16 protein-coding genes are annotated in these 18,490 nt (G+C 64.8%); 11 read left to right on the forward strand and 5 right to left on the reverse strand.

Annotation, left to right across the window (positions count from 1 at the left end):
- Positions 1–12: 12 nt before the first annotated feature.
- From KF719_RS11385 to KF719_RS11400, 4 genes are all read left to right on the forward strand, one after another.
- Positions 13–792: an SDR family oxidoreductase gene (locus tag KF719_RS11385; RefSeq protein ID WP_293508830.1), complete on the forward strand. Its 780-nt coding sequence runs from the start codon at positions 13–15 to the stop codon at positions 790–792.
- 12 nt (positions 793–804) lie between these two features.
- Entirely contained in the window at positions 805–1,254 is a 450-nt protein-coding gene (locus tag KF719_RS11390; RefSeq protein WP_293508831.1) for a DUF6640 family protein, read from the forward strand.
- 10 nt (positions 1,255–1,264) lie between these two features.
- Entirely contained in the window at positions 1,265–2,377 is a 1,113-nt protein-coding gene (locus tag KF719_RS11395) for a fumarylacetoacetate hydrolase family protein (protein ID WP_293508832.1), read from the forward strand.
- Between the two features lie 82 nt (positions 2,378–2,459).
- Positions 2,460–4,091, forward strand: a complete 1,632-nt coding sequence (locus KF719_RS11400) for an NAD(P)/FAD-dependent oxidoreductase (RefSeq protein WP_293508833.1) — start codon at positions 2,460–2,462, stop codon at positions 4,089–4,091.
- A gap of 99 nt (positions 4,092–4,190) precedes the next feature.
- Here the strand turns inward: KF719_RS11400 and KF719_RS11405 are convergent, their stop codons facing one another.
- Positions 4,191–6,935, reverse strand: a complete 2,745-nt coding sequence (locus KF719_RS11405) for a cation-transporting P-type ATPase (RefSeq protein ID WP_293508834.1) — start codon at positions 6,933–6,935, stop codon at positions 4,191–4,193.
- 195 nt (positions 6,936–7,130) lie between these two features.
- On the opposite strand from KF719_RS11405, the gene KF719_RS11410 reads away from it, so the two are divergent.
- On the forward strand, positions 7,131–8,357 hold the full coding sequence (locus tag KF719_RS11410; RefSeq protein ID WP_293508835.1) for a phosphotransferase: 1,227 nt from the start codon (positions 7,131–7,133) through the stop codon (positions 8,355–8,357).
- Here KF719_RS11410 and KF719_RS11415 read toward each other — a convergent pair.
- Genes KF719_RS11415 through KF719_RS11425 form a run of 3 tightly spaced genes read right to left on the reverse strand, consistent with a single transcriptional unit; the run spans position 8,354 to position 10,402 of the window.
- Positions 8,354–8,566 carry a hypothetical protein gene (locus KF719_RS11415; RefSeq protein ID WP_293508836.1) on the reverse strand — a complete coding sequence of 71 codons (213 nt, stop codon included), beginning with the start codon at positions 8,564–8,566 and terminating at the stop codon, positions 8,354–8,356. The genes KF719_RS11410 and KF719_RS11415 overlap by 4 nt on opposite strands.
- A gap of 7 nt (positions 8,567–8,573) precedes the next feature.
- Positions 8,574–9,683 carry a nitronate monooxygenase family protein gene (locus KF719_RS11420; RefSeq protein WP_293510642.1) on the reverse strand — a complete coding sequence of 370 codons (1,110 nt, stop codon included), beginning with the start codon at positions 9,681–9,683 and terminating at the stop codon, positions 8,574–8,576.
- On the reverse strand, positions 9,590–10,402 hold the full coding sequence (locus KF719_RS11425; protein ID WP_293508837.1) for a crotonase/enoyl-CoA hydratase family protein: 813 nt from the start codon (positions 10,400–10,402) through the stop codon (positions 9,590–9,592). Before KF719_RS11425 ends, KF719_RS11420 begins: the two co-directional genes overlap by 94 nt.
- Before the next feature lie 308 nt (positions 10,403–10,710).
- Between KF719_RS11425 and KF719_RS11430 the strand changes: the two genes are divergently transcribed.
- Genes KF719_RS11430 through KF719_RS11455 form a run of 6 tightly spaced genes read left to right on the forward strand, consistent with a single transcriptional unit; the run spans position 10,711 to position 17,555 of the window.
- Complete coding sequence (locus tag KF719_RS11430; protein ID WP_293508838.1) at positions 10,711–11,700, forward strand: branched-chain amino acid ABC transporter permease; 990 nt, start codon at positions 10,711–10,713, stop codon at positions 11,698–11,700.
- Between the two features lie 7 nt (positions 11,701–11,707).
- Positions 11,708–12,955, forward strand: coding sequence for a branched-chain amino acid ABC transporter permease (locus tag KF719_RS11435; RefSeq protein ID WP_293508839.1), 1,248 nt, complete (start codon positions 11,708–11,710; stop codon positions 12,953–12,955).
- The gene (locus tag KF719_RS11440; RefSeq protein WP_293508840.1) at positions 12,952–13,728 is read left to right on the forward strand and encodes an ABC transporter ATP-binding protein; all 777 of its coding nucleotides are present in this window, start codon (positions 12,952–12,954) and stop codon (positions 13,726–13,728) included. The genes KF719_RS11435 and KF719_RS11440 overlap by 4 nt, the downstream gene beginning before the upstream one ends.
- Complete coding sequence (locus KF719_RS11445) at positions 13,725–14,510, forward strand: ABC transporter ATP-binding protein (RefSeq protein ID WP_293508841.1); 786 nt, start codon at positions 13,725–13,727, stop codon at positions 14,508–14,510. The genes KF719_RS11440 and KF719_RS11445 overlap by 4 nt, the downstream gene beginning before the upstream one ends.
- Positions 14,511–14,523: 13 nt before the next feature.
- Complete coding sequence (locus KF719_RS11450) at positions 14,524–16,365, forward strand: long-chain fatty acid--CoA ligase (protein ID WP_293508842.1); 1,842 nt, start codon at positions 14,524–14,526, stop codon at positions 16,363–16,365.
- A complete protein-coding gene (locus KF719_RS11455; protein ID WP_293508843.1) occupies positions 16,362–17,555 on the forward strand; it encodes an ABC transporter substrate-binding protein in 1,194 nt (397 codons plus the stop codon). Before KF719_RS11450 ends, KF719_RS11455 begins: the two co-directional genes overlap by 4 nt.
- 6 nt (positions 17,556–17,561) lie before the next feature.
- Here KF719_RS11455 and KF719_RS11460 read toward each other — a convergent pair whose 3' ends face one another.
- Positions 17,562–18,449, reverse strand: coding sequence for a DUF3108 domain-containing protein (locus KF719_RS11460; protein ID WP_293508844.1), 888 nt, complete (start codon positions 18,447–18,449; stop codon positions 17,562–17,564).
- Positions 18,450–18,490 lie beyond the last annotated feature (41 nt).

Consider the following 18,490-nt stretch of genomic DNA (forward strand, 5'->3'; position numbering starts at 1 on the left):
GGAGCGGATGCGATGGATCTCGGACTGACCGGACGCAAGGCCATCGTCTGCGCCTCGTCGCGCGGGCTCGGCAAGGCCTGCGCGGCAGCGCTGGCGCGCGAGGGCGCCGATGTGGTGATCAACGGCCGCAGCGCCGAAACGCTCGATCTTGCGGCGCGTGACATTGCCCGCACTGCCAGGGGCTCGGTGACGCCGGTTGCCGCCGACATCAATACCGCCGAAGGCCGCGCCACGCTGATCGCCACGTGTCCCGAGGCCGACATTCTCGTCAACAACAATGACGGTCCGCCGCCCGGCGCCTTTCAGCAATGGGACGAAAGTCACTGGCAGGCGGCGCTTGAAGCGAACCTTCTGGCGCCGGTGTTCATGATCAAGGGCTTGATCGAGGGCATGAAGGAACGCCGCTTCGGCCGCATCGTCAACATCACCTCGGCGATGGTGAAGGCGCCGCGTTCGGCAATGGGGCTCTCGACGACGGCGCGTTCCGGCCTCACCGCGATGGCGAAGGCGCTCTCCATCGAAGTCGCGCCTTTCAACGTGACGATCAACAACATGCTACCCGAACGCTTCGATACCGACCGGCAGAAGCAGATGGCAAAGCTCGCCATGGCGTTCAAGAAAATTTCCTACGAGGAGGCGCGCGCCGAAATCGCCGCGTCGATCGCCGCCAAACGAATGGGCGACCCCGCCGAATTCGGCGACGCCTGCGCCTTTCTGTGCAGCGCCCAGGCGGGCTTCATTTCCGGACAGAACCTGCAGCTCGACGGGGGCTCCTACCCCGGGCTCATTTGAGGAAGCGAGAAAATGGAAACGGTATTCGATCAAACGCTGGTATCGAGGCTGCTCTTCACGCTGGTTGCCGTCATGATCAGCATCGGGCCGATCTTCGCCGACTTCAACAAGACGCATGCGACCAATCCGCTATGGACGCCGCATGCGCGCTTTCATGTGGTGTGGCAGGTGTTGAGCCAGACCGGCATTTCGCTGGTCATCCTTTATCTGCTGTGGTGGGACGCCGCCGACTACCGGACCCATATCTGGGTGGCGGCGACGCTCAACTATGTGTGGCTAGCGAGCTTTTTTGCGACGCTCGCCTCCATGCCGGTCTATGGCGGCGCGCTGAAAGACGTCAACGGCATCAAGCCGTTCCGTTTCAATATTTTCGGGAAGGTCTATCTTGTCGACACCAATCTTTTCGGCGCGACCGTGCTGACGATCGTCAATACGGTCGGCGTGGTGTTGCTGACCCAATGAGGAAGAACGAATGGGCATTGTACGGTTTGCAGGACTTCTTGCCATGACGCTGCTTGCGGCGACGGCGGCGCGCGCCGAATTCGGTTCGGTCGAGATCGCGCCTGTCGCGGAAGCGCTGACTTTCGCGCGTGTCGAGCGCGGTGATGGGGCGCGCCTGATGCTCGTTTCGTCTTACGCGGGCGGCGTGGTGAGCGGCATCGACGTGACGGAAACGCTCGGCAGCGACGACCCGATCGACGCCTATCGAAGCCATGGCTACGACGCCCTGGCGGCATTGAACGGCGCGACGGTCAACCTGCCGGTGGAGGACCTCTCGCTCCCCGTGCGGCTGACGGCGTCGCACATCGCGGCCGGTACAAATTTTCCCGAACATGCCGAGGAAGCGACGGTGACGGACGGCCCCTTCCTTTTCCCGAAGGAAGTGGTTCCGACGCCATTCAATGCGGATATTCCGGCCGGAGAGGCGCTTCTTGATTATGAAGTCGAACTTTGTTTCGTGGCGCTGGACGCGATCGACCTCGATGCGCCGCCGGCGCGCGCGGGCCTGATGCTGTGCAACGACGTGACCGACCGCGCGGCGCTGATGCGGCATATCGATCCGAACGACGTGACCTCGGGCAAGGGCTTCACGACGGGCAAGAGTGCGCCGGGCTTCATGCCGGTCGGCAATCTTTTCGTCATTCCGCGCGACCTGCGCGCCTTCGCCGCAGCGGTCGAGCTGCGGCTCTACCGGAACGGCGAACTGAAGCAGTCGGCGCGCCAATCGGATGCGATCTGGGATTTCGACGAATTGCTGCGCCAGACAAAGGCGCGCGAGAACACGACATGGGCCTATGACGGCCGCATGGTCGGGTTGCCGATTGCCGATGGCCGCATCCCCGCGCGCACGGCGATTCTCGCGGGAACGCCCGACGGAACGATTTTCAAGGGCATCGACAAGTCGGCGATGGCGCTGGGCGCCTGGGACTGGATTGCCGGTGGTTGGGACCGGCCGGTCACCGCGCATGTCGTCGAACGGCAGATCGCAAAGGAGCGCGCCGCCAAACGCTACCTCCAGCCCGGCGAGCGCGTGCGAATTGCCGTAGGGTTTCTCGGCGAGATCGACAGCACGGTCGCACCCTAGAAACACCCGGCGCAAACGCCTCTCTTGTGTGCGTCCCCGCCCGGGCTACACTCCTTCCAACAAAAAATCGGGAGGATGGGTCATGGCACAGGAAACGAGTGCGTCCGCGCAAGCGGAAACCAAAGAGTTCGACGCGGTTATCGTCGGAGCGGGCTTTGCGGGCATGTACATGCTGCACCGCCTGCGCGGTCTCGGTTTGACCGCGTGCGTCTTCGAGGCCGGCGACGGCGTCGGCGGCACCTGGTACTGGAACCGTTATCCCGGCGCGCGTTGCGATGTCGAAAGCCTCGAATACCAGTACGGTTTTTCCGACGAGATACAGCGCGACTGGACCTGGACCGAACGCTACGCGGCCCAGCCCGAAATCCTGCGTTACCAGAATTACGTCGCCGACCGGCTCGATCTTCGCCGCGACATCCGGTTTTCGACGCGCGTGGCCGCGGCGACCTATGACGAGCGCGCCGGCTTGTGGTCGGTCGCGACCAATCGCGGCGACCGCGTTGCCGCGCGGTTCTGCATCATGGCGACCGGTTGCCTGTCGGCCGCGCGCGTGCCGGACTTCGAAGGCATCGATGAATTCGAAGGCCCCTGGTATCACACCGGCGACTGGCCGAAAGAAGGAGTCGACTTCTCGGGCAAGCGTGTCGGCGTCATCGGCACCGGATCGTCCGCCGTGCAGAGCATCCCGCTGATCGCCGAACAGGCGAAACATCTGACGGTGTTCCAGCGCACGGCGAATTTCACGCTGCCGGCCGGCAACCGGCCGCTGCCGAAAGAAGAAATCGAGAAGTCGAAAGCGACGCTGATGCAGGATCGCCGGCATGCGCGCACCACGGCGGGCGGCATCATCTGCTTCGAATACAACGAGACCCCCGCCGCCGAAATGACGCCCGAGGATCGCGCGCGCGAGCTCAACGACCGCTGGAACATGGGCGGCTTCGCCTTTCTCGGGGCTTTCGGCGATGTGATGGCGACGCATGAAGCCAATGATTATGCGGCCGAATTCGCGCGTGCGAAGATGCGCGAGGTGATCGAGAAGCCCGAAGTCGTCGATCTGCTGCTGCCGAACGATCATCCGATCGGCGTCAAGCGGCTATGTCTCGACACGCATTATCTCGAAACCTTCAACGCGCCGCATGTCGACCTCGTCGATGTGCGCAAGGCGCCGATCGAACGCATCACGAAGAAGGGCATCGTCAGCGGCGGCAAGGAATACGAAGTCGACTGCATCGTTTTCGCGACGGGTTTCGATGCGATGACCGGCGCGCTGACAAGCATCGACATTGCCGGACGCAACGGCGCGAAGCTCAGCGAAAAATGGGCGGCGGGCCCGCGCACTTATCTCGGTCTCGGCTCGGCCGGATTTCCCAATCTGTTTTTCATCACCGGCCCCGGCAGTCCGTCGGTGCTGTCCAACATGATCGTTTCGATTGAGCAGCATGTCGACTGGATCGCCGAATGCATCGGACGATTGACGGAAGGAAACATTCGCTCGATCGAACCGACGAAGGATGCCGAAGACGTGTGGGTCGAACACGTCAACGAAGTGGCGTCGACGACGCTCTATCCGCAGGCAAATTCCTGGTACATGGGCGCCAACATTCCCGGCAAGCCGCGCATCTTCATGCCTTATGCCGGCGGTGTCGGCGTCTATGGCGAGAAGCTTGCCGAGGTCGCGGCGAAGGACTACGAGGGCTTCGCGCTGGGTGCCTGAGGGCCGAAAAAGGGCCCTCTGTCATCGATCTGTCAAAAAACTGTCACGGCTTTGTCGCAAGCCGCATTTGCGGGATGAAGCGCGGAACTTGTCCCCGCTTTATCCCGCAAAAACATCTTTCCGCGCCCGCCGCGACCGAAGCGCGCCGAAGCCGAGCCGGACCCTTTTTTCAACTTCGAGAATAACGAACAGCGCCACGCCGACCGCGACAATGACGAGCCCGTCGGCAAGCGCGACCGGCGCGGTGTCGAACGGGATCGCCATGAAGGGCGCATAGGTGAAGGCGAACTGCAGAAGGACGACGGCCGCGATGCCGCCGAGCACGGCGGGCGTGCCGAAGAAGCCGCGCAGCGTCAGCGACGTGCCGTAAACATACCGTACACTGAAGAGATAGAAAATTTCCATCACGACGATGGTGTTGACGACCATGGTGCGTGCGACCTCGGGCGGCAGGCCGCGGCCGATGGCCCAGGCGAACATGCCGAAAGCGCCGACGAGAAAGAGGATCGAGATAAAGACGATCCGCCAGACGACATCGCCACGCAGGATCGGTTCTTCGGCCGCGCGCGGCTTCTGCCGCATCGTGCCGGGCTCGGTCGGTTCGAAGGCAAGCACCATCGCCAGCGCGACCGAACTCACCATGTTGACCCAGAGAATCTGCACCGGCGTGATCGGCATTTCGAGGCCGGCCAGAATGGCGAAGATGATGGTCATGGACTCGCCGCCATTGATCGGCAGCAGGAAGAGAATGGTCTTCTTGAGATTGTCGTAAACGGTGCGGCCTTCGCGCACGGCCGCGACGATGGAGGCGAAATTGTCGTCGGCGAGAACCATCTCGCTGGCTTCCTTGGCGGCCTCGGTGCCTTTGCGGCCCATCGCGACGCCGACATCGGCGCGCTTCAGCGCCGGCGCGTCGTTGACGCCGTCGCCGGTCATCGCGACCGTCAGCCCGTCCGCCTGCAGCGCCTCGACGAGACGCAGCTTGTGTTCGGGCGTCGTGCGCGCAAAGACCTGCGTTTCGCGCGCCGCCTTGCGGAACGCCCAGTCGTCCAGCTCCTCGAGATCGCGACCGGTCAACACATGCGGATCGTCGGCAAGACCGAGCGACTTTGCGACCGCCTTTGCGGTCAACGCGTGGTCGCCGGTGATCATGACGGCGCGAATGCCGGCTTCCTTGCACGCCTTGACGGCTTCGATCGCCTCCTCGCGCGGCGGATCGATGAAGCCCATCAGGCCGAGAAAGACGAGCCCCTCCTCGATATGCCCGGTTTCGACGACGCTCTCGCTTTCGGCGACGCGCTTCATCGCGAAGCCGAGAACGCGCTCGCCGCGCCCGGCCAGCGTCTCGACCTGGCCGTGCCAATAGGTGCGGTCGATGGGCGTGGCCTCGCCGTCCGCCAGCGCCCGGTCGGCCATGTCGATCAGCCGCTCCGGCGCGCCTTTGACGAAAATCGTGCGGCCGGCGTCGGTCTCGTTCAGCGTCGCCATGTATTTATGCGCGGAATCGAACGGGATCTCGTCGTGACGCCTGTGATCGCGCCGCGCCTGCACAGGCTCAAGGCCGGCTTTCATCGCCAGCACCAGTAGCGCCGCCTCCATCGGATCGCCGGCGACCGTCGTTTGTCCGTCCTCGTGCTTGACCTCGGCATCGTTGCAAAGCGTCGCCGCATCGAGAATGGCGGCAAGCGCCGGTGTGGCATCCGCCGTCACGTCGCGGCCGTCCTGCGTCAGCGTTCCCTCCGGCGTGTAGCCGGTCCCCGATACCTCGATATTGCCGTCGGCGGTCGCGACCGAGCGCACGACCATTTCGTTGCGGGTCAGCGTGCCCGTCTTGTCGGAACAGATGACCGAAACGGCGCCCAGCGTCTCGACGGCGGGCAGGCGGCGGATGATCGCGTTGCGCCCGGCCATGCGCTGCACGCCGATGGCAAGCGTGATGGTCATGATCGCCGGAAGCCCCTCGGGAATGGCCGCGACAAAGAGGCCGACCACCGCCATGAAAGCATCGGGAAGTGCATAGGCGCGCAGCCAGACCGCGACGGCGAAGACAATGACGGCGGCCGTCAGCACCGCGAAGGTGATGTGGCGCGCGAACTCATCCATCTGGCGCACCAGCGGCGTCTTCAGCTCGACGACCTCGGCGAGCATGCCGCTGATGCGGCCGAGCTCGGTCCGCGTGCCGGTCGCGACCGCGACGCCGACGCCGAGCCCCGCCACGGCGATGGTGCCCGAAAAGGCCATGCTGCTGCGGTCGCCGAGATCGGCGCCGGCGGCTACGGCCTCGACCGATTTGTCGACCGGCACGGATTCGCCCGTCAGCGCCGCCTCGTCGAGCTTGAGGTTGCGGGCGCGGGTCAGGCGCAGATCGGCCGGCACGCGGTCGCCCGCCTCGACCAGCACGATGTCGCCCGGCACCACCTCTTCCGCCTTGACGGCGATGCGGTGTCCGTCGCGCATCACGCTTGCCTCGGGGTCGATCATGCCGCGGATCGCCGCGAGCGCGTCCTCGGCCTTGCCTTCCTGGAAGAAGCCGATGGCGGTGTTGACGATCACGACCGCAAGGATGACCGCCGCGTCGATCGCGTGGCCGATCAGCAGCGACAGCGCGGCGGCGGCAATGAGCACATAGATCAGCAGGTTGTTGATCTGTGCGAGAAGGCGCTTCAGCGGCCCGCGCCGCGCGGCGGTGGCGAGGCGATTGGGACCGAAATGGGCGAGACGCCGGGCGGCTTCGGCGGCGTCGAGACCGCCGGGCGTACTTTCGAGCGCCGCAAGCGTCTCGTCGACCGGCAGGGCGGCCCAGTCCTTGTCGGCGGAATGCGGCGGATGTTCGGTCGGAGACATCGGTCACCCGTTTGTCGCATGGAAGTTATGGCGCATGGACATGCGCTGCCGGGATGGGAGCAATGATAGCAAAGCGGGCCGCCGCCGTCGCCGGGCCGCCGCGTGGCGCGACATTTCGCGCGCGGGCGGCGAAGTGCCGCCGGAATGGAGCGGTCGTTCCTTCGCGGGCGCGAGGCGCCGTAGCAGCATCGTCCGATGCAACGTGGAAAGCGGATCGAAATGCCGGATGTGACCGGGGCATCGCGCCCCGGCGGCGGTGCGGGCGATCCCGAATTCGCCACCGGCTGGCTCAACCGCATCGTCGATCTCGCCGGGCCGCTGGAAGAAGCGCCGGCCGGCGCGCCGGACGATGCCTCGACATATTTTGTTCTGCACAAGCCCGGCGGCTTCATATGGGTGCCGGCGGATGCCGAACGCTGGCTGCCGCATATCCGCGCCTTCGGGCTCATCGCGGGCGATCCGGCGCAGGCGGTGCGGCGGATGCGCGATGAGGCGCGGCGGCCCCATGGCGAAAGGCAGGCGATGCGGGTGCGCCTGCCGGCGGGCGCGACGATCCGGTTCAACGGCCGGACATTCGAGGATACCGCGCTGCTGGCGCGCACCGCCAGCCTCAAGGTGGTCGGCGCCGTCATCGACCGCGAAAGCGGCGCCGGGCGCGCGGTGCTGAAGGGGGCGGGTCTGCCGCGCATCGCGCGCAATCTCGGCCATGAATATGCGGCGCTGCAAGGCGTCGCCGGACGGGGCATCGCGCCGCGGCCCTTCGGCGCCGGCGGCACCTTCGCGAACGGCGAGGGACCGGTGACGACGGCGCAGAGCTGGTGCGCCGGGCGGCTGGTTGCGGGCCGGCCGGTGGCCGACCTCGCATTCCTGCGCGCGGTCGAGGCGACCTTGCTACGTCTCGTGGAGCCCGAAGCGGAGGTGACGCTGCGCGGCCTTGCCGAGGAACGCGCCGCCGAGATCGCCGCATATCCGCGTCTCGAACACGCCGAGAAGCAGGCCTTGCTGCGCCTGCTCACGCGGGTGCGCGACCGGACGCCGGTTGCCGCCTCGCGGCTGCATGGCGACATGCGGCCGCTCAACATGCTGCACGTGCCGGGCGGCACGACGCTGCGGCTGCTCGACTGGGAATTTTCGCGAACCCGCTCGCTCGGTCTTCTCGATTTCCTGCGCTTCGCGCTCGACCGGCATTATGCGGCCGGAACGGCGGCGTCGCTCGAGGCGCTGATCGACGCGCCGGCGCGGCGGCTTGTCGATTTCATGCGCGCCTCGCAACTTCCCGGCGCGCAACTGCCGTTCGGCGAACTGCTGCCGCTGCATTTCGTCATACATTATGCCGACCGGATCGGCTCCTTCGGCCGCACCTCGCCGCGCATGATGACGCTGCAACGGATCCTCGCCGGCGAAATGCGCGCCGCCGCCTAGTCCTCGACATCCTTGTAGAAGAACGACGCCGTCACCACGCCGATGACAAGCGCGATGCCGAGAAAGTCGACCCATGCCCATGCGGGATCGAAGGGCAGCGGAACGCCGGCGAGACGCAGCAGCGCTTCCGCGCCGACCACGACACCGGCCCCCGCCGCGCATGAAAGGACATGCGCGGCGATGCGGCCATGGGTGACGCGCCAGGCCATGAAGGCCTCAGGCGACGAGCTTGTCGAGCCGCTGGCGGATGATCTGCTCGGCTTCCGCCATCATCCGGTCGATCAGCTCCTTGCAGGTGGGCACGTCGTGGATGAGCCCGGCCACCATGCCGCAGCTCCAGGCGCCCGCATCCATTTCGCCGCCCTGCATGACGCGCGGATAGACGCCGCCGACCAGTTCGCGAATGTCCTCGATGCCGAGGCTTGCGCCTTTTTCGCGTTCGATCTCGACGATCTTGTCGACGGCGGCGTTGGCCAGCACGCGCTCGGTATTGCGCAAGGGACGCATGATGAGGCGGGTGTCGAGTTCGCTCGCCGCGATCAGCGCCTGTTTGACGTTCTCATGCACCGGCGCTTCCTTGGTGGCGATGAAGCGCGTGCCCATGTTGATGCCGTCGGCGCCGAGCGCCAGCGCGGCAACGAGTTGTGAGGCCGTGCCCATGCCGCCCGAAGCGACGAAGGGGATTTTCAGTTCCTCGGCCGCGCGCGGCAGCAGGATCATGTTCGGAATGTCGTCCTCGCCGGGATGGCCGCCGCATTCGAAACCGTCGACGCTGACCGCGTCGCAACCGATGCGCTCGGCCTTCAGCGAGTGGCGGACGGAGGTGCATTTGTGGATGACCTTGATGCCCGCATCCTTCATCGCCGGCATATAGGCTTCGGGACTGCGGCCCGCCGTCTCGACGATGCGAACGCCGCCGTCGATGATCGCCTTGATATATTCAGGATACGGAGGATTGGCGAAGCCCGGCAGGAAGGTCAAGTTCACGCCGATCGGCTTGTCGGTCATCTTCTTGCATTTCGCGATCTCGTTGGCGAGATCCTTCGGCGTCGGCTGGGTCAGCGCCGTGATGATGCCAAGCCCGCCGGCATTCGACACGGCGGCCGCCATTTCGGCGAGGCCGACGAAATGCATGCCGCCCTGGATGATCGGATGCTGGATGCCGAAAAGTTCGGTAATGCGCGTCTTCATGTTTGTTGCCTTCGTTTTCGATGAAAATAGGAGATGCCGGATCAGCCGGCGAATTGCGGGCGGCGCTTTTCGAGATTGGCCATGATGGCTTCTTTCTGGTGCGCGCCGCCGATCAGCTTGTCCTGCTCGACGGATTCGGCCAGCAGGATCGCGCCGGCGTCGTTGTCCGGCGCATCGTTGAGGATGCGCTTGGCGGCGCGAATGGCCGACGGGCTCTTGTCGGCGATCTCGCGCGCCACCGCGAGCGCCTCGGCATAGGGGTCGTCGCAGAGCCGCGTCGCAAAGCCGTAGGCGAGCGCCGCATCGGCCTCGAAGATGCGGCCGGTATAGGTGAGGTCGCGGATCACGTCTTCGCGCGCGAGACCCCGCATCAGATACATGCCGGCCATGTCGGGCACGAGGCCCCATTTGATTTCCATGACCGAGAAGCGCGTGCCGGGCGCCACGAAGCGCATATCGGCGCCGAGCGCGACCTGGAAGCCGCCGCCAAAGGCGACGCCGTGAACGGCGGCGATGACCGGCACCGGAATGTCGCGCCAGACAAGCGCCGCATATTGCGCGCGGTTGGCGATGCCGTGGGTGCGCTGTTCGAGGCGGCCCGTGACCTCGGACTTGTTCGCCTCGCGCTCGCCGCTCGCCATGCGGCCGAAATTGCTCATGTCGAGCCCGGCGCAGAAGGCGCGGCCTTCGCCGGAAATGACGACGGCGCGCACCGATTTGTCGGCTTTCAGCTTTTCGCCGGTGTCGAGCAGGGCCATGAACATCGCATCGTCGAGCGCGTTCATCTTGTCGGCGCGGGTGAGGCGCACATCGGCGACCCCTTCGGTTATCGTCGTCTTGATGCGTTCTTCCATGAGCCCGCCTCCCGGTTGCTTTCGGTCTGTTTCGGTTGCAAGAGTCATAGCGGCCCGGCGGACGAATACAAGGCCGGGAGCGGTCGGACGGCTCTGCAGAAATGAACCGGGCCCGACTGACGCAGCGGCACTACCCGATAGAGGAATAGGGCTGACATTCAGTCAGGTGTAGCTGGTTCTTTTTTCAGGGAACGGGCCGATTGGAATTGATCGGGACGCCCAAGTTTCTCTAAGCTTGCCGTTCCCTTGGGAGGGGGAAGCTGCGAGCGAGCGGCAGGCGTCAAAGGCAGGGATGCGGGCGGAGGGGAATGGATAGAGTTCTGGGACGGATATGGTGGCTGCTTGCGGCCAGCGCCGTCATTGCGTTCCTTTCGCCGCCGTTTCTCTGGCTTTTCGGCATCATGGATGGGGCCGGGCTGACGCTCTATCTGCAACAGGTGGTGAGCGGCACGGCAAACGGCTGCGTCTATGCCCTCGTCGCGCTCGGCATCGTGCTGATCTACAAGGCGACCGAAACCATCAATTTCGCGCAAGGCGAGCTGATGATGGTGGGCGCCTTTCTCGCCTTCACCTTCATCACCATGTACGGCTTCGGGTTCTGGATCGGCGCGGCCATGGCGGTGGCGGGCGGCGTGCTGTTCGGCATGGCGACCGACCGCGCGATCATCCGCCCCGTGGTCGGCCAGCCGGTTTTTGCCATCGTCATGGTGACGCTGGGCTTCGGCTTCGTGGTGCGCGCCGTCGTCAGCATGATCCCCGGCTGGGGCACCGACACCTATGCGCTGGCGACGCCTTTCTCCGGCGCGGACCTGCGCCTCGGCGCGCTGGTAGTCAGCCAGGATTATGCGGCCATCATCGTCAGCACGGTGGTGCTGGTCGCGTTCCTATTCGTTTTCTTTCGCTACACGAGGCTCGGCGTCGCGATGGAAGCCTCGTCGGAAAACCAGCTCGCGGCCTATTACATGGGCATCCCGGTCAAGCGCGTCTACACGCTGATCTGGGGCCTTTCGGCCGGTGTCGCGGCTTTCGCCGGCCTCCTGCTGGCGCCGGTCACCTTCATCCACACGCAGATGGGCTTCGGCGTCGTCTTCAAGGCCTTTCCGGCCGCGATCCTGGGCGGCTTCGGCTCGATCCCCGGCGCCATCGTCGGTGGACTGATTATCGGCATCGTCGAGGCGCTGGCGGGCTTCTATCTGCCCGAAGGCTTCAAGGACGTGGCGGCCTATGTGGTGCTGCTGGTCGTGCTGTTGCTGAAGCCGGAAGGCATTTTCGGCCGTGTCGTCGTGAAGAAAGTGTGAGGGCGGCATGCGTTTTCTCTTCAAAACCGACTACGCGCAGGACACCCGCCTCTTTCCCTTCGGCGGCACAAGGCGCTTCTGGGCGGGCCTCGCGCTTTATGCTGCGATCCTCGTGGCGCTGGCGCATTACGCGCCGGTGGCGCTGAGCCCGACGCATTGGCTCGGCATCGGGATCGTCTATGCCGTTCTCTTCGGCGCGGTTCTCCTGCGCCAGAATGCCGACGGCGAGGGCGGCCATGCGGCCTTCTGGTATGGGCTGCTCGGCGTCGGCGCGCTGTCGGCGCCCTTCGTACTCGATCTCTATTTCCTGAGCCAGATCACCTTCGTCTATGTCTATGCGATTGCCGGCGTCGGGCTGATCCTGTTGCTCGGCATGTGCGGCCAGATTTCGCTCGGCCATGCCGCCTTCATGGCCTGCGGCGCCTACACGGCGGGCCTGTTGCAGGCGCAGGGCTTCGACCTACTGGTGACGCTGCCGGCCGCCATCCTCCTGTCGGCGGCGCTCGGCGTCGTGATCGGCCTGCCGGCGCTGCGCATGACCGGCATCTATCTCGCCTTCGCGACCTATGCCTTCGCCTTCATCGTCGAGGAAGTGCTGGCGCGCTGGGACGGGCTGACCGGCGGCAATATGGGCTTCGTGCTCTCCGACCCCTCGATCCTCGGCTACAGCTTCGACAGCGAACAGAAGATGTATTACCTGGCGATGGCGCTCTTCGTGCTGACGCTGCTGGCGGGGCTCAATATCCGCCGCTCCTCGACGGGCCGCGCCTTCATGGCGATCCGCGATTCCGAAACGGCGGCGGAAGCGATGGGCGTCAATCTCGCAGTCTACAAGACGACGGCCTTCGCGATTTCAGCCGGCATGGCGGGGCTTGCGGGCGCCGTCTATGCGCATCTGCTTTTCTTCATCAGCCCCGAAGGCTTCACGATTTTCCTGTCGATCAACCTCCTTGTGCTGGCGGTGATCGGCGGGCTTGCCTCGATGCATGGCGCGGTCTTCGGCGCCGCCTTCATCGTCGTGCTGCCGCAATTGATCTCGCTGACCAAGGACAGCCTGCCGCCGGTCGTCGGGCAGTTGCCGGGGCTCGAGTCCGGCATTTTCGGCCTTGTCATCGTCCTCTTCGTGATCTTCGAACCGATGGGCATTCACGGCCGCTGGATGAAGATCAAGACCTATTTCCAGCTTTTCCCGCTCTACAAGCGCGGCACCTTCAAGCGCCAGAAGAGCTACATGGTCAGCGAGAAAAACCGATGACGTTGCTCGAAGTCGAAAACCTGGCCGTGCATTTCGGCGGCATCAAGGCCGTCGACGGCGTCAGCTTCGGCGTCGACAAGGGCGAGATCTTCACGATCATCGGTCCGAACGGCGCCGGCAAATCGACGATCTTCAATCTCGTCAGCCGCATCTACGAGCCGACAAGCGGCCGCATCCGCTTCGAGGGGACGGACATCACGCAGGTGCCGCCGCACCGCGTCGCCGGCCTCGGCATCGCGCGCACCTTCCAGAACATCGAACTCTTCGACATGGCGACCGTGCTCGACAACATGATGCTCGGCCGCCATGCGCATCGCCGCACCGGGATGCTGTCGCATCTTTTCTTCGGCCCGCGCACAAGGTCGGAAGAGCTGGCGCACCGGCGCAAGGTGGAGGAGGTGATCGACTTCCTCGACTTGCAGCACTATCGGGACCAGATGATCGCCAATCTGCCCTATGGCGTGCGCAAGGTGGTGGAACTCGGCCGCGCGCTCTGCACCGAACCGAAAGTCCTGCTCCTCGACGAACCGTCCTCCGGCCTCAATGTCGAGGAGACCGAGGACATGTCGTTCTGGATTTCCGACATCAAGAACATTCTCGGCATCACCGTCGTGATGGTCGAGCATGACATGAACCTCGTCAACGAGGTGTCGGACCGCGTGCTGGCGCTGAACTACGGCCGCGTTATCGCCACGGGAACGCCGGCCGAGGTGCAGGCGCATCCGGAAGTCATCCGCGCCTATCTCGGCAGCGACGAGACGGAGGCCGCATGAACAGGCCCGACGCTCCCGTCATCCTTTCGTTGCGCAATGTCGAAACCTTTTACGGGCCGATCATGGCGATCCGCGGCGTTTCGCTCGATGTGCGCGAAGGCCAGATCGTGACTGTGCTGGGCGCAAACGGCGCCGGCAAGACGACGATCCTGAAAACCGTGTCCGGCATCATGGACCCGCAAAAGGGCACGATTACCTATCGCGACAAGCGCATCGGCGGGCTCGACCCGGCAAAGATCGTGGGGCTCGGTGTCAGCCATGTGCCGGAGGGCCGCGAGGTTTTCCCGACGCTTTCGGTCGCCGACAATTTGCGCATGGGTGCTTACTTGCGCAACGACCGCAAGGGCGTCGCCGAGGATCTGGAGCTCGTATATACTTATTTTCCGGTGCTGCGCACCCGCATGCATCAGCAGGCGGGCCAGCTCTCGGGCGGCGAGCAGCAGATGCTGGCGATCTCGCGCGCGCTGATGGCGCGGCCGCGCGTGCTGCTGCTGGACGAGCCCTCGCTCGGGCTCTCGCCGCGGCTGGTGAAGGAGATTTTCGCGATCATCCGCCGCATCAACGAGGAGCGCGGCGTGACGATCCTGCTGGTCGAGCAGAACGCCAACATGGCGCTGCAGCTTTCCGACTACGGCTATGTGCTCGAGGTCGGCCGCATCGTGATGGAAGGCGACAGCGAAAGGCTGCTGGCCAACGAGGACATCAAGGAATTCTATCTGGGCCAGAAGGAACAGGGCGCGCGCGGCAAGCGGCGCTGGAAGAAGCGAAAAGTCTGGCGATAGGGATGAGCCTCACATGAAACTCTCACCGCTCGTCATTACACCCGATTGCGACACCGTTCCGAAGCTCTTCGTCAAGCGGGCGAAGGAGCTTGGAAGTCGCGTCGCGATGCGCGACAAGAATTTCGGCGTCTGGGAACCGATCACCTGGAGCGACTATTACGAAAGGGCGCGCGCCGCCGGCCTCGCGCTGAAAACGCTGGGCCTGTCCGATGGCGGGCGCATCGCGATCGTTTCGGAAGTCTGCCCCGAGTGGCTTTTCGTCGATCTCGGCTGCATGGGCGTCGGCGGCGTCTCGATGGGCATTTACCCGACCGACACGGCGCCGCAAGTCGAATACATCATGAACGACTGCGGCGCGGAATTCTATTTCGCCGAGAACGAAGAGCAGCTCGACAAGATCCTCGAAGTGCGCGCGCGCGTGCCGTCGCTGAAACGCATCGTCGTTTTCGACATGGAAGGCCTGCACGATTTCCACGATCCGATGGTGATGGGCTTCGACGCCTTCATCGACATCGGCCGCAAGGAGGCCCGCGACGCGCCGAAGCGCTTCGACGAGCTCGTGCGCAAGACCGAGCCGGGCGATGTCGCGATCCTGGTCTATACGAGCGGCACGACCGGCCCGCCGAAAGGCGCGATGATCAGCCATGCCAACATCATGTTCCAGATCGAGAACAACCAGAACCTGCTGCCGCATACGCCGGAAGACCGCTCGCTGGCCTTCCTGCCGCTCTGCCACATCGCCGAGCGCACCTTCACGACCTTCAACCAGTTGATGACCGGGCAGACGGTCAACTTCGCCGAAAATCTCGAAACGGTGCCGGAGAATCTGCGCGAGGTGCAGCCGACGGCCTTTTTCGCGGTGCCGCGCATCTGGGAAAAATTCTATTCGACCGTTTCGATCTCGCTGAAGGATGCAACGCTGACCGAGAGGCTCGCCTATCGCTGGGCGATTTCGGTGGGCGAGAAGGTCGCCGACCGGCGGATTGCCGGCGATGCGGTGCCGACGCTCCTGCGCTGGCATTTCGCGCTCGCCGATTTCCTGGTGCTGAAAAATATCCGCAAGATGATCGGCATCGATTCATGCCGCTACATCCTGTCGGGCGCCGCGCCGATTTCGCCGGAGCTGATCCGCTGGTATTTCGCGCTCGGCCTCTACATGGCCGAAGGCTACGGCCAGACCGAAAACGCCGGCATTGCGACGATCCCGCAGCCCTTCGGCGCCTACAAGTTCGGCCTTGTCGGCAAGCCGGTGCCGAACACGGATTTGCGCCTCGCCGAGGACGGCGAAATCCTGATGCGCGGTCCGCATGTCTTTCTCGGTTACTGGAACAAGCCCGACAAGACCGCCGAAACGGTGGTCGATGGCTGGCTGCATACCGGCGATATCGGCGAGATCGACAATGAGGGTTGGGTGCGCATCACCGACCGCAAGAAGGACATCATCATCACGGCCGGCGGCAAGAACATCACGCCGTCGGAAATCGAGAACGAGTTGAAGTTCTCGCCTTATATTCAGGACGCCGTGGTGATCGGCGACCGGCGCAAGTTCCTCTCGGCGCTCATCATGATCGACCGCGACAATGTCGAGAAATTCGCGCAGGACGCCAATGTGCCTTTCTCCGATTTCCGCAGCCTGTGCCGCGCGCCGGAAGTGCTGGAGCTGTTGCAGGCCGAGGTCGACCGCGCCAACAAGAAGTTCGCACGCGTCGAAACGGTCAAGAAATTCCGCGTCATCGAACACCAGATCATGGCCGAGGACGACGAGATCACTGCGACCGGCAAGCTGAAACGGTCGCTGGTCAACGAGAAATATGCGACGCTGATCGAGGGCATGTACAAGGGAGAAGCCGCATGACATTGACGCAAACCCGGACCGCGCTGGCGGCGGGCCTTCTTCTCGCCGCGGGATATGCCCTGCCGGCGCAGGCAGAAACGCAAGGCGTCGGCCAAACCGAAATCGTTCTCGGCACGCATCAGGACCTTTCCGGCCCGCTGACCTCGTGGGGCGTGCCGGTGCGCAATGGACTTTTGATGGCCTTCGACGAGATCAATGCGGCGGGCGGCGTCCACGGCCGCCAGATCCGCCTCGTTGTCGAGGACACGGGCTACGACCCGCGCCGTGCGGTGCTGGCGACGCAGAAGCTGCTGAACCGCGACAAGGTTTTCGCGATCATCGGCGCGCTCGGCTCGCCCACCGTCATCGCCTCGATGCCGCTGGCGCTCAGGCGCGGCGTGCCGGTGCTGTTTCCGTTCACCGCCGCCGACCAGACCTACGATCCCTACCATCCGCTGAAATTCGCCTCGAACATCCCCTACGTTCATGCCATGCGCATCGGCACGCGCCACTTCATCGAGAACGAAGGCGTGACCCGCATCGGGCTTCTCTATCAGGACGACGAGTTCGGCCTCAACGTCAAGCGCGGCGCCGAAATCGAGGCGGCGGCCCACGGCCTCGAAATCGTCGAAAGCACGACCTACAAGCGCGGCGCTACCGACTTTTCGAGCCAGATTGCGCGGCTGCGCGCGGCGGATGCCGAGCTGATCGTTCTCGGAACGGTGGTGCGCGAAACGATCGGTGCGATGCAGGCGGCGCGCTCGCTGGGCTGGGACCCGATCGTTCTCTGCTCGCAGGCCTGTTACACGCCCGAGGTTCACGATCTTGGCGGCGACACGGTGAACGGCGTCTACGCGGTCAGCCAGACGCCGATCCCCTATCCCGACGATCCGAACCCGAAGCTGCGCGAATGGGTGACGAAATATAACGAGCGCTTCAATCTTGTCGCCAATGTGCAGGCGGTGGCCGCCTACACGCTGGCGCGGCTTTTCGCCGAGGCGCTGGAACAGGCGGGCCCCGAACCGACCGCCGAAAGCTTTACCCAGGCGCTGGTCGACATGGAGCCCTGGGTCGACCCCGATCTCGGCGGCGTGCCGATCGACTTCAACGAAGGCGACCATCTCGGCACCAAGTCGGGCTTTCTCGCCCAGATCAAGGACGGACGCTGGATCACGCTGACTGGACCGATGTCGGTTGAGGCGGACGGCTGAGCGCGCTCACTCTTCGCGGCTGACGATGAGTTCGCGACCGTCGATGCTGGCGCGCGTCAGATGCGCAACGGCGTTGAAGTAAGCCGACTCGACCTGCACCCTGACCGGAAGCAAGAGGCTCGGGCCGTCATCCGCGCCGTTGCCGCCGTCGAAGCGCGCGAGCCACACGGTTGCCGGCCGTAGCGGATCCTTGGCGCGGCGGATGTGCCATTCGCGGGTGAAACCCGATTTCGGCTTGTAGGCGACCTCGCAGCGCCAGGCTTCGCCCGCAAACTCGCCGGCGGCGCGCGGCTCGAGGCGGTCGGTTGCGCGCATCGAGAAATCGAGCTCGTAGACGCGCCGCCCGTCGAAGACCGGCACACGCGACGCGCAGGGCGCCTTCGTGCCCGTCAGCGCCGCATAGATCGACGCCGTCAGCGGATCGACCGCGCCGGCCATCGCCTTCGGATCGATCGGCGATTGCTCGGGCAGCATCTCAGGCTCGGCCGCGACGTCATAGGTGCCGTCGGCGGCCAGCGTCATGTCGATGGAGCGGTCGCCGAAGCGGCCCTTGTAGGCCTGCATGTAACGCTGCATTTGCGGCCCGGCGCCGGTCAAAGTCCCGTGCGCCTGCGAGGTCAGGCGGCCGGGAAACAGCCGCTCGACGAGGCCTTCGGTCACGACATTGGAGGCGATTTCGTAGCGCCCGCCGCCGAGCTCGGCCTTTGTGTCGAGCGAGAGAATCAGCAGGCCGCCGCCATAGACCTTGTAGGTGAGGTCGACCGCTGTGGCGGGCGCGGCCGCGGGCGTTGCAGCGGCCGGCGCGGCCGCAATCAACAGGGCGCCGACCAGCAACGGCGCGACGCGCCTTGTCCGGCCTTTCGGCAACCGCGATGGCAGCGATACATTCGCCATAATTTTACCCGTCGACGCCAGACCCCCGACAGCGGAGCCCG

It is taken from the genome of Parvibaculum sp., assembly GCF_019635935.1.
Taxonomy (GTDB): Bacteria; Pseudomonadota; Alphaproteobacteria; order Parvibaculales; family Parvibaculaceae; genus Parvibaculum.

What these genes read in the sequence shown, in the direction of transcription:
- KF719_RS11385 (WP_293508830.1), top strand. Translation starts at nt 13, where the DNA reads ATGGATCTCGGACTGACCGGACGCAAGGCCATCGTCTGCGCCTCGTCG.
- KF719_RS11390 (WP_293508831.1), top strand. Translation starts at nt 805, where the DNA reads ATGGAAACGGTATTCGATCAAACGCTGGTATCGAGGCTGCTCTTCACG.
- KF719_RS11395 (WP_293508832.1), top strand. Translation starts at nt 1,265, where the DNA reads ATGGGCATTGTACGGTTTGCAGGACTTCTTGCCATGACGCTGCTTGCG.
- KF719_RS11400 (WP_293508833.1), top strand. Translation starts at nt 2,460, where the DNA reads ATGGCACAGGAAACGAGTGCGTCCGCGCAAGCGGAAACCAAAGAGTTC.
- KF719_RS11405 (WP_293508834.1), bottom strand. Translation starts at nt 6,935, where the DNA reads ATGTCTCCGACCGAACATCCGCCGCATTCCGCCGACAAGGACTGGGCC.
- KF719_RS11410 (WP_293508835.1), top strand. Translation starts at nt 7,131, where the DNA reads ATGCAACGTGGAAAGCGGATCGAAATGCCGGATGTGACCGGGGCATCG.
- KF719_RS11415 (WP_293508836.1), bottom strand. Translation starts at nt 8,566, where the DNA reads ATGGCCTGGCGCGTCACCCATGGCCGCATCGCCGCGCATGTCCTTTCA.
- KF719_RS11425 (WP_293508837.1), bottom strand. Translation starts at nt 10,402, where the DNA reads ATGGAAGAACGCATCAAGACGACGATAACCGAAGGGGTCGCCGATGTG.
- KF719_RS11430 (WP_293508838.1), top strand. Translation starts at nt 10,711, where the DNA reads ATGGATAGAGTTCTGGGACGGATATGGTGGCTGCTTGCGGCCAGCGCC.
- KF719_RS11435 (WP_293508839.1), top strand. Translation starts at nt 11,708, where the DNA reads ATGCGTTTTCTCTTCAAAACCGACTACGCGCAGGACACCCGCCTCTTT.
- KF719_RS11440 (WP_293508840.1), top strand. Translation starts at nt 12,952, where the DNA reads ATGACGTTGCTCGAAGTCGAAAACCTGGCCGTGCATTTCGGCGGCATC.
- KF719_RS11445 (WP_293508841.1), top strand. Translation starts at nt 13,725, where the DNA reads ATGAACAGGCCCGACGCTCCCGTCATCCTTTCGTTGCGCAATGTCGAA.
- KF719_RS11450 (WP_293508842.1), top strand. Translation starts at nt 14,524, where the DNA reads ATGAAACTCTCACCGCTCGTCATTACACCCGATTGCGACACCGTTCCG.
- KF719_RS11455 (WP_293508843.1), top strand. Translation starts at nt 16,362, where the DNA reads ATGACATTGACGCAAACCCGGACCGCGCTGGCGGCGGGCCTTCTTCTC.
- KF719_RS11460 (WP_293508844.1), bottom strand. Translation starts at nt 18,449, where the DNA reads ATGGCGAATGTATCGCTGCCATCGCGGTTGCCGAAAGGCCGGACAAGG.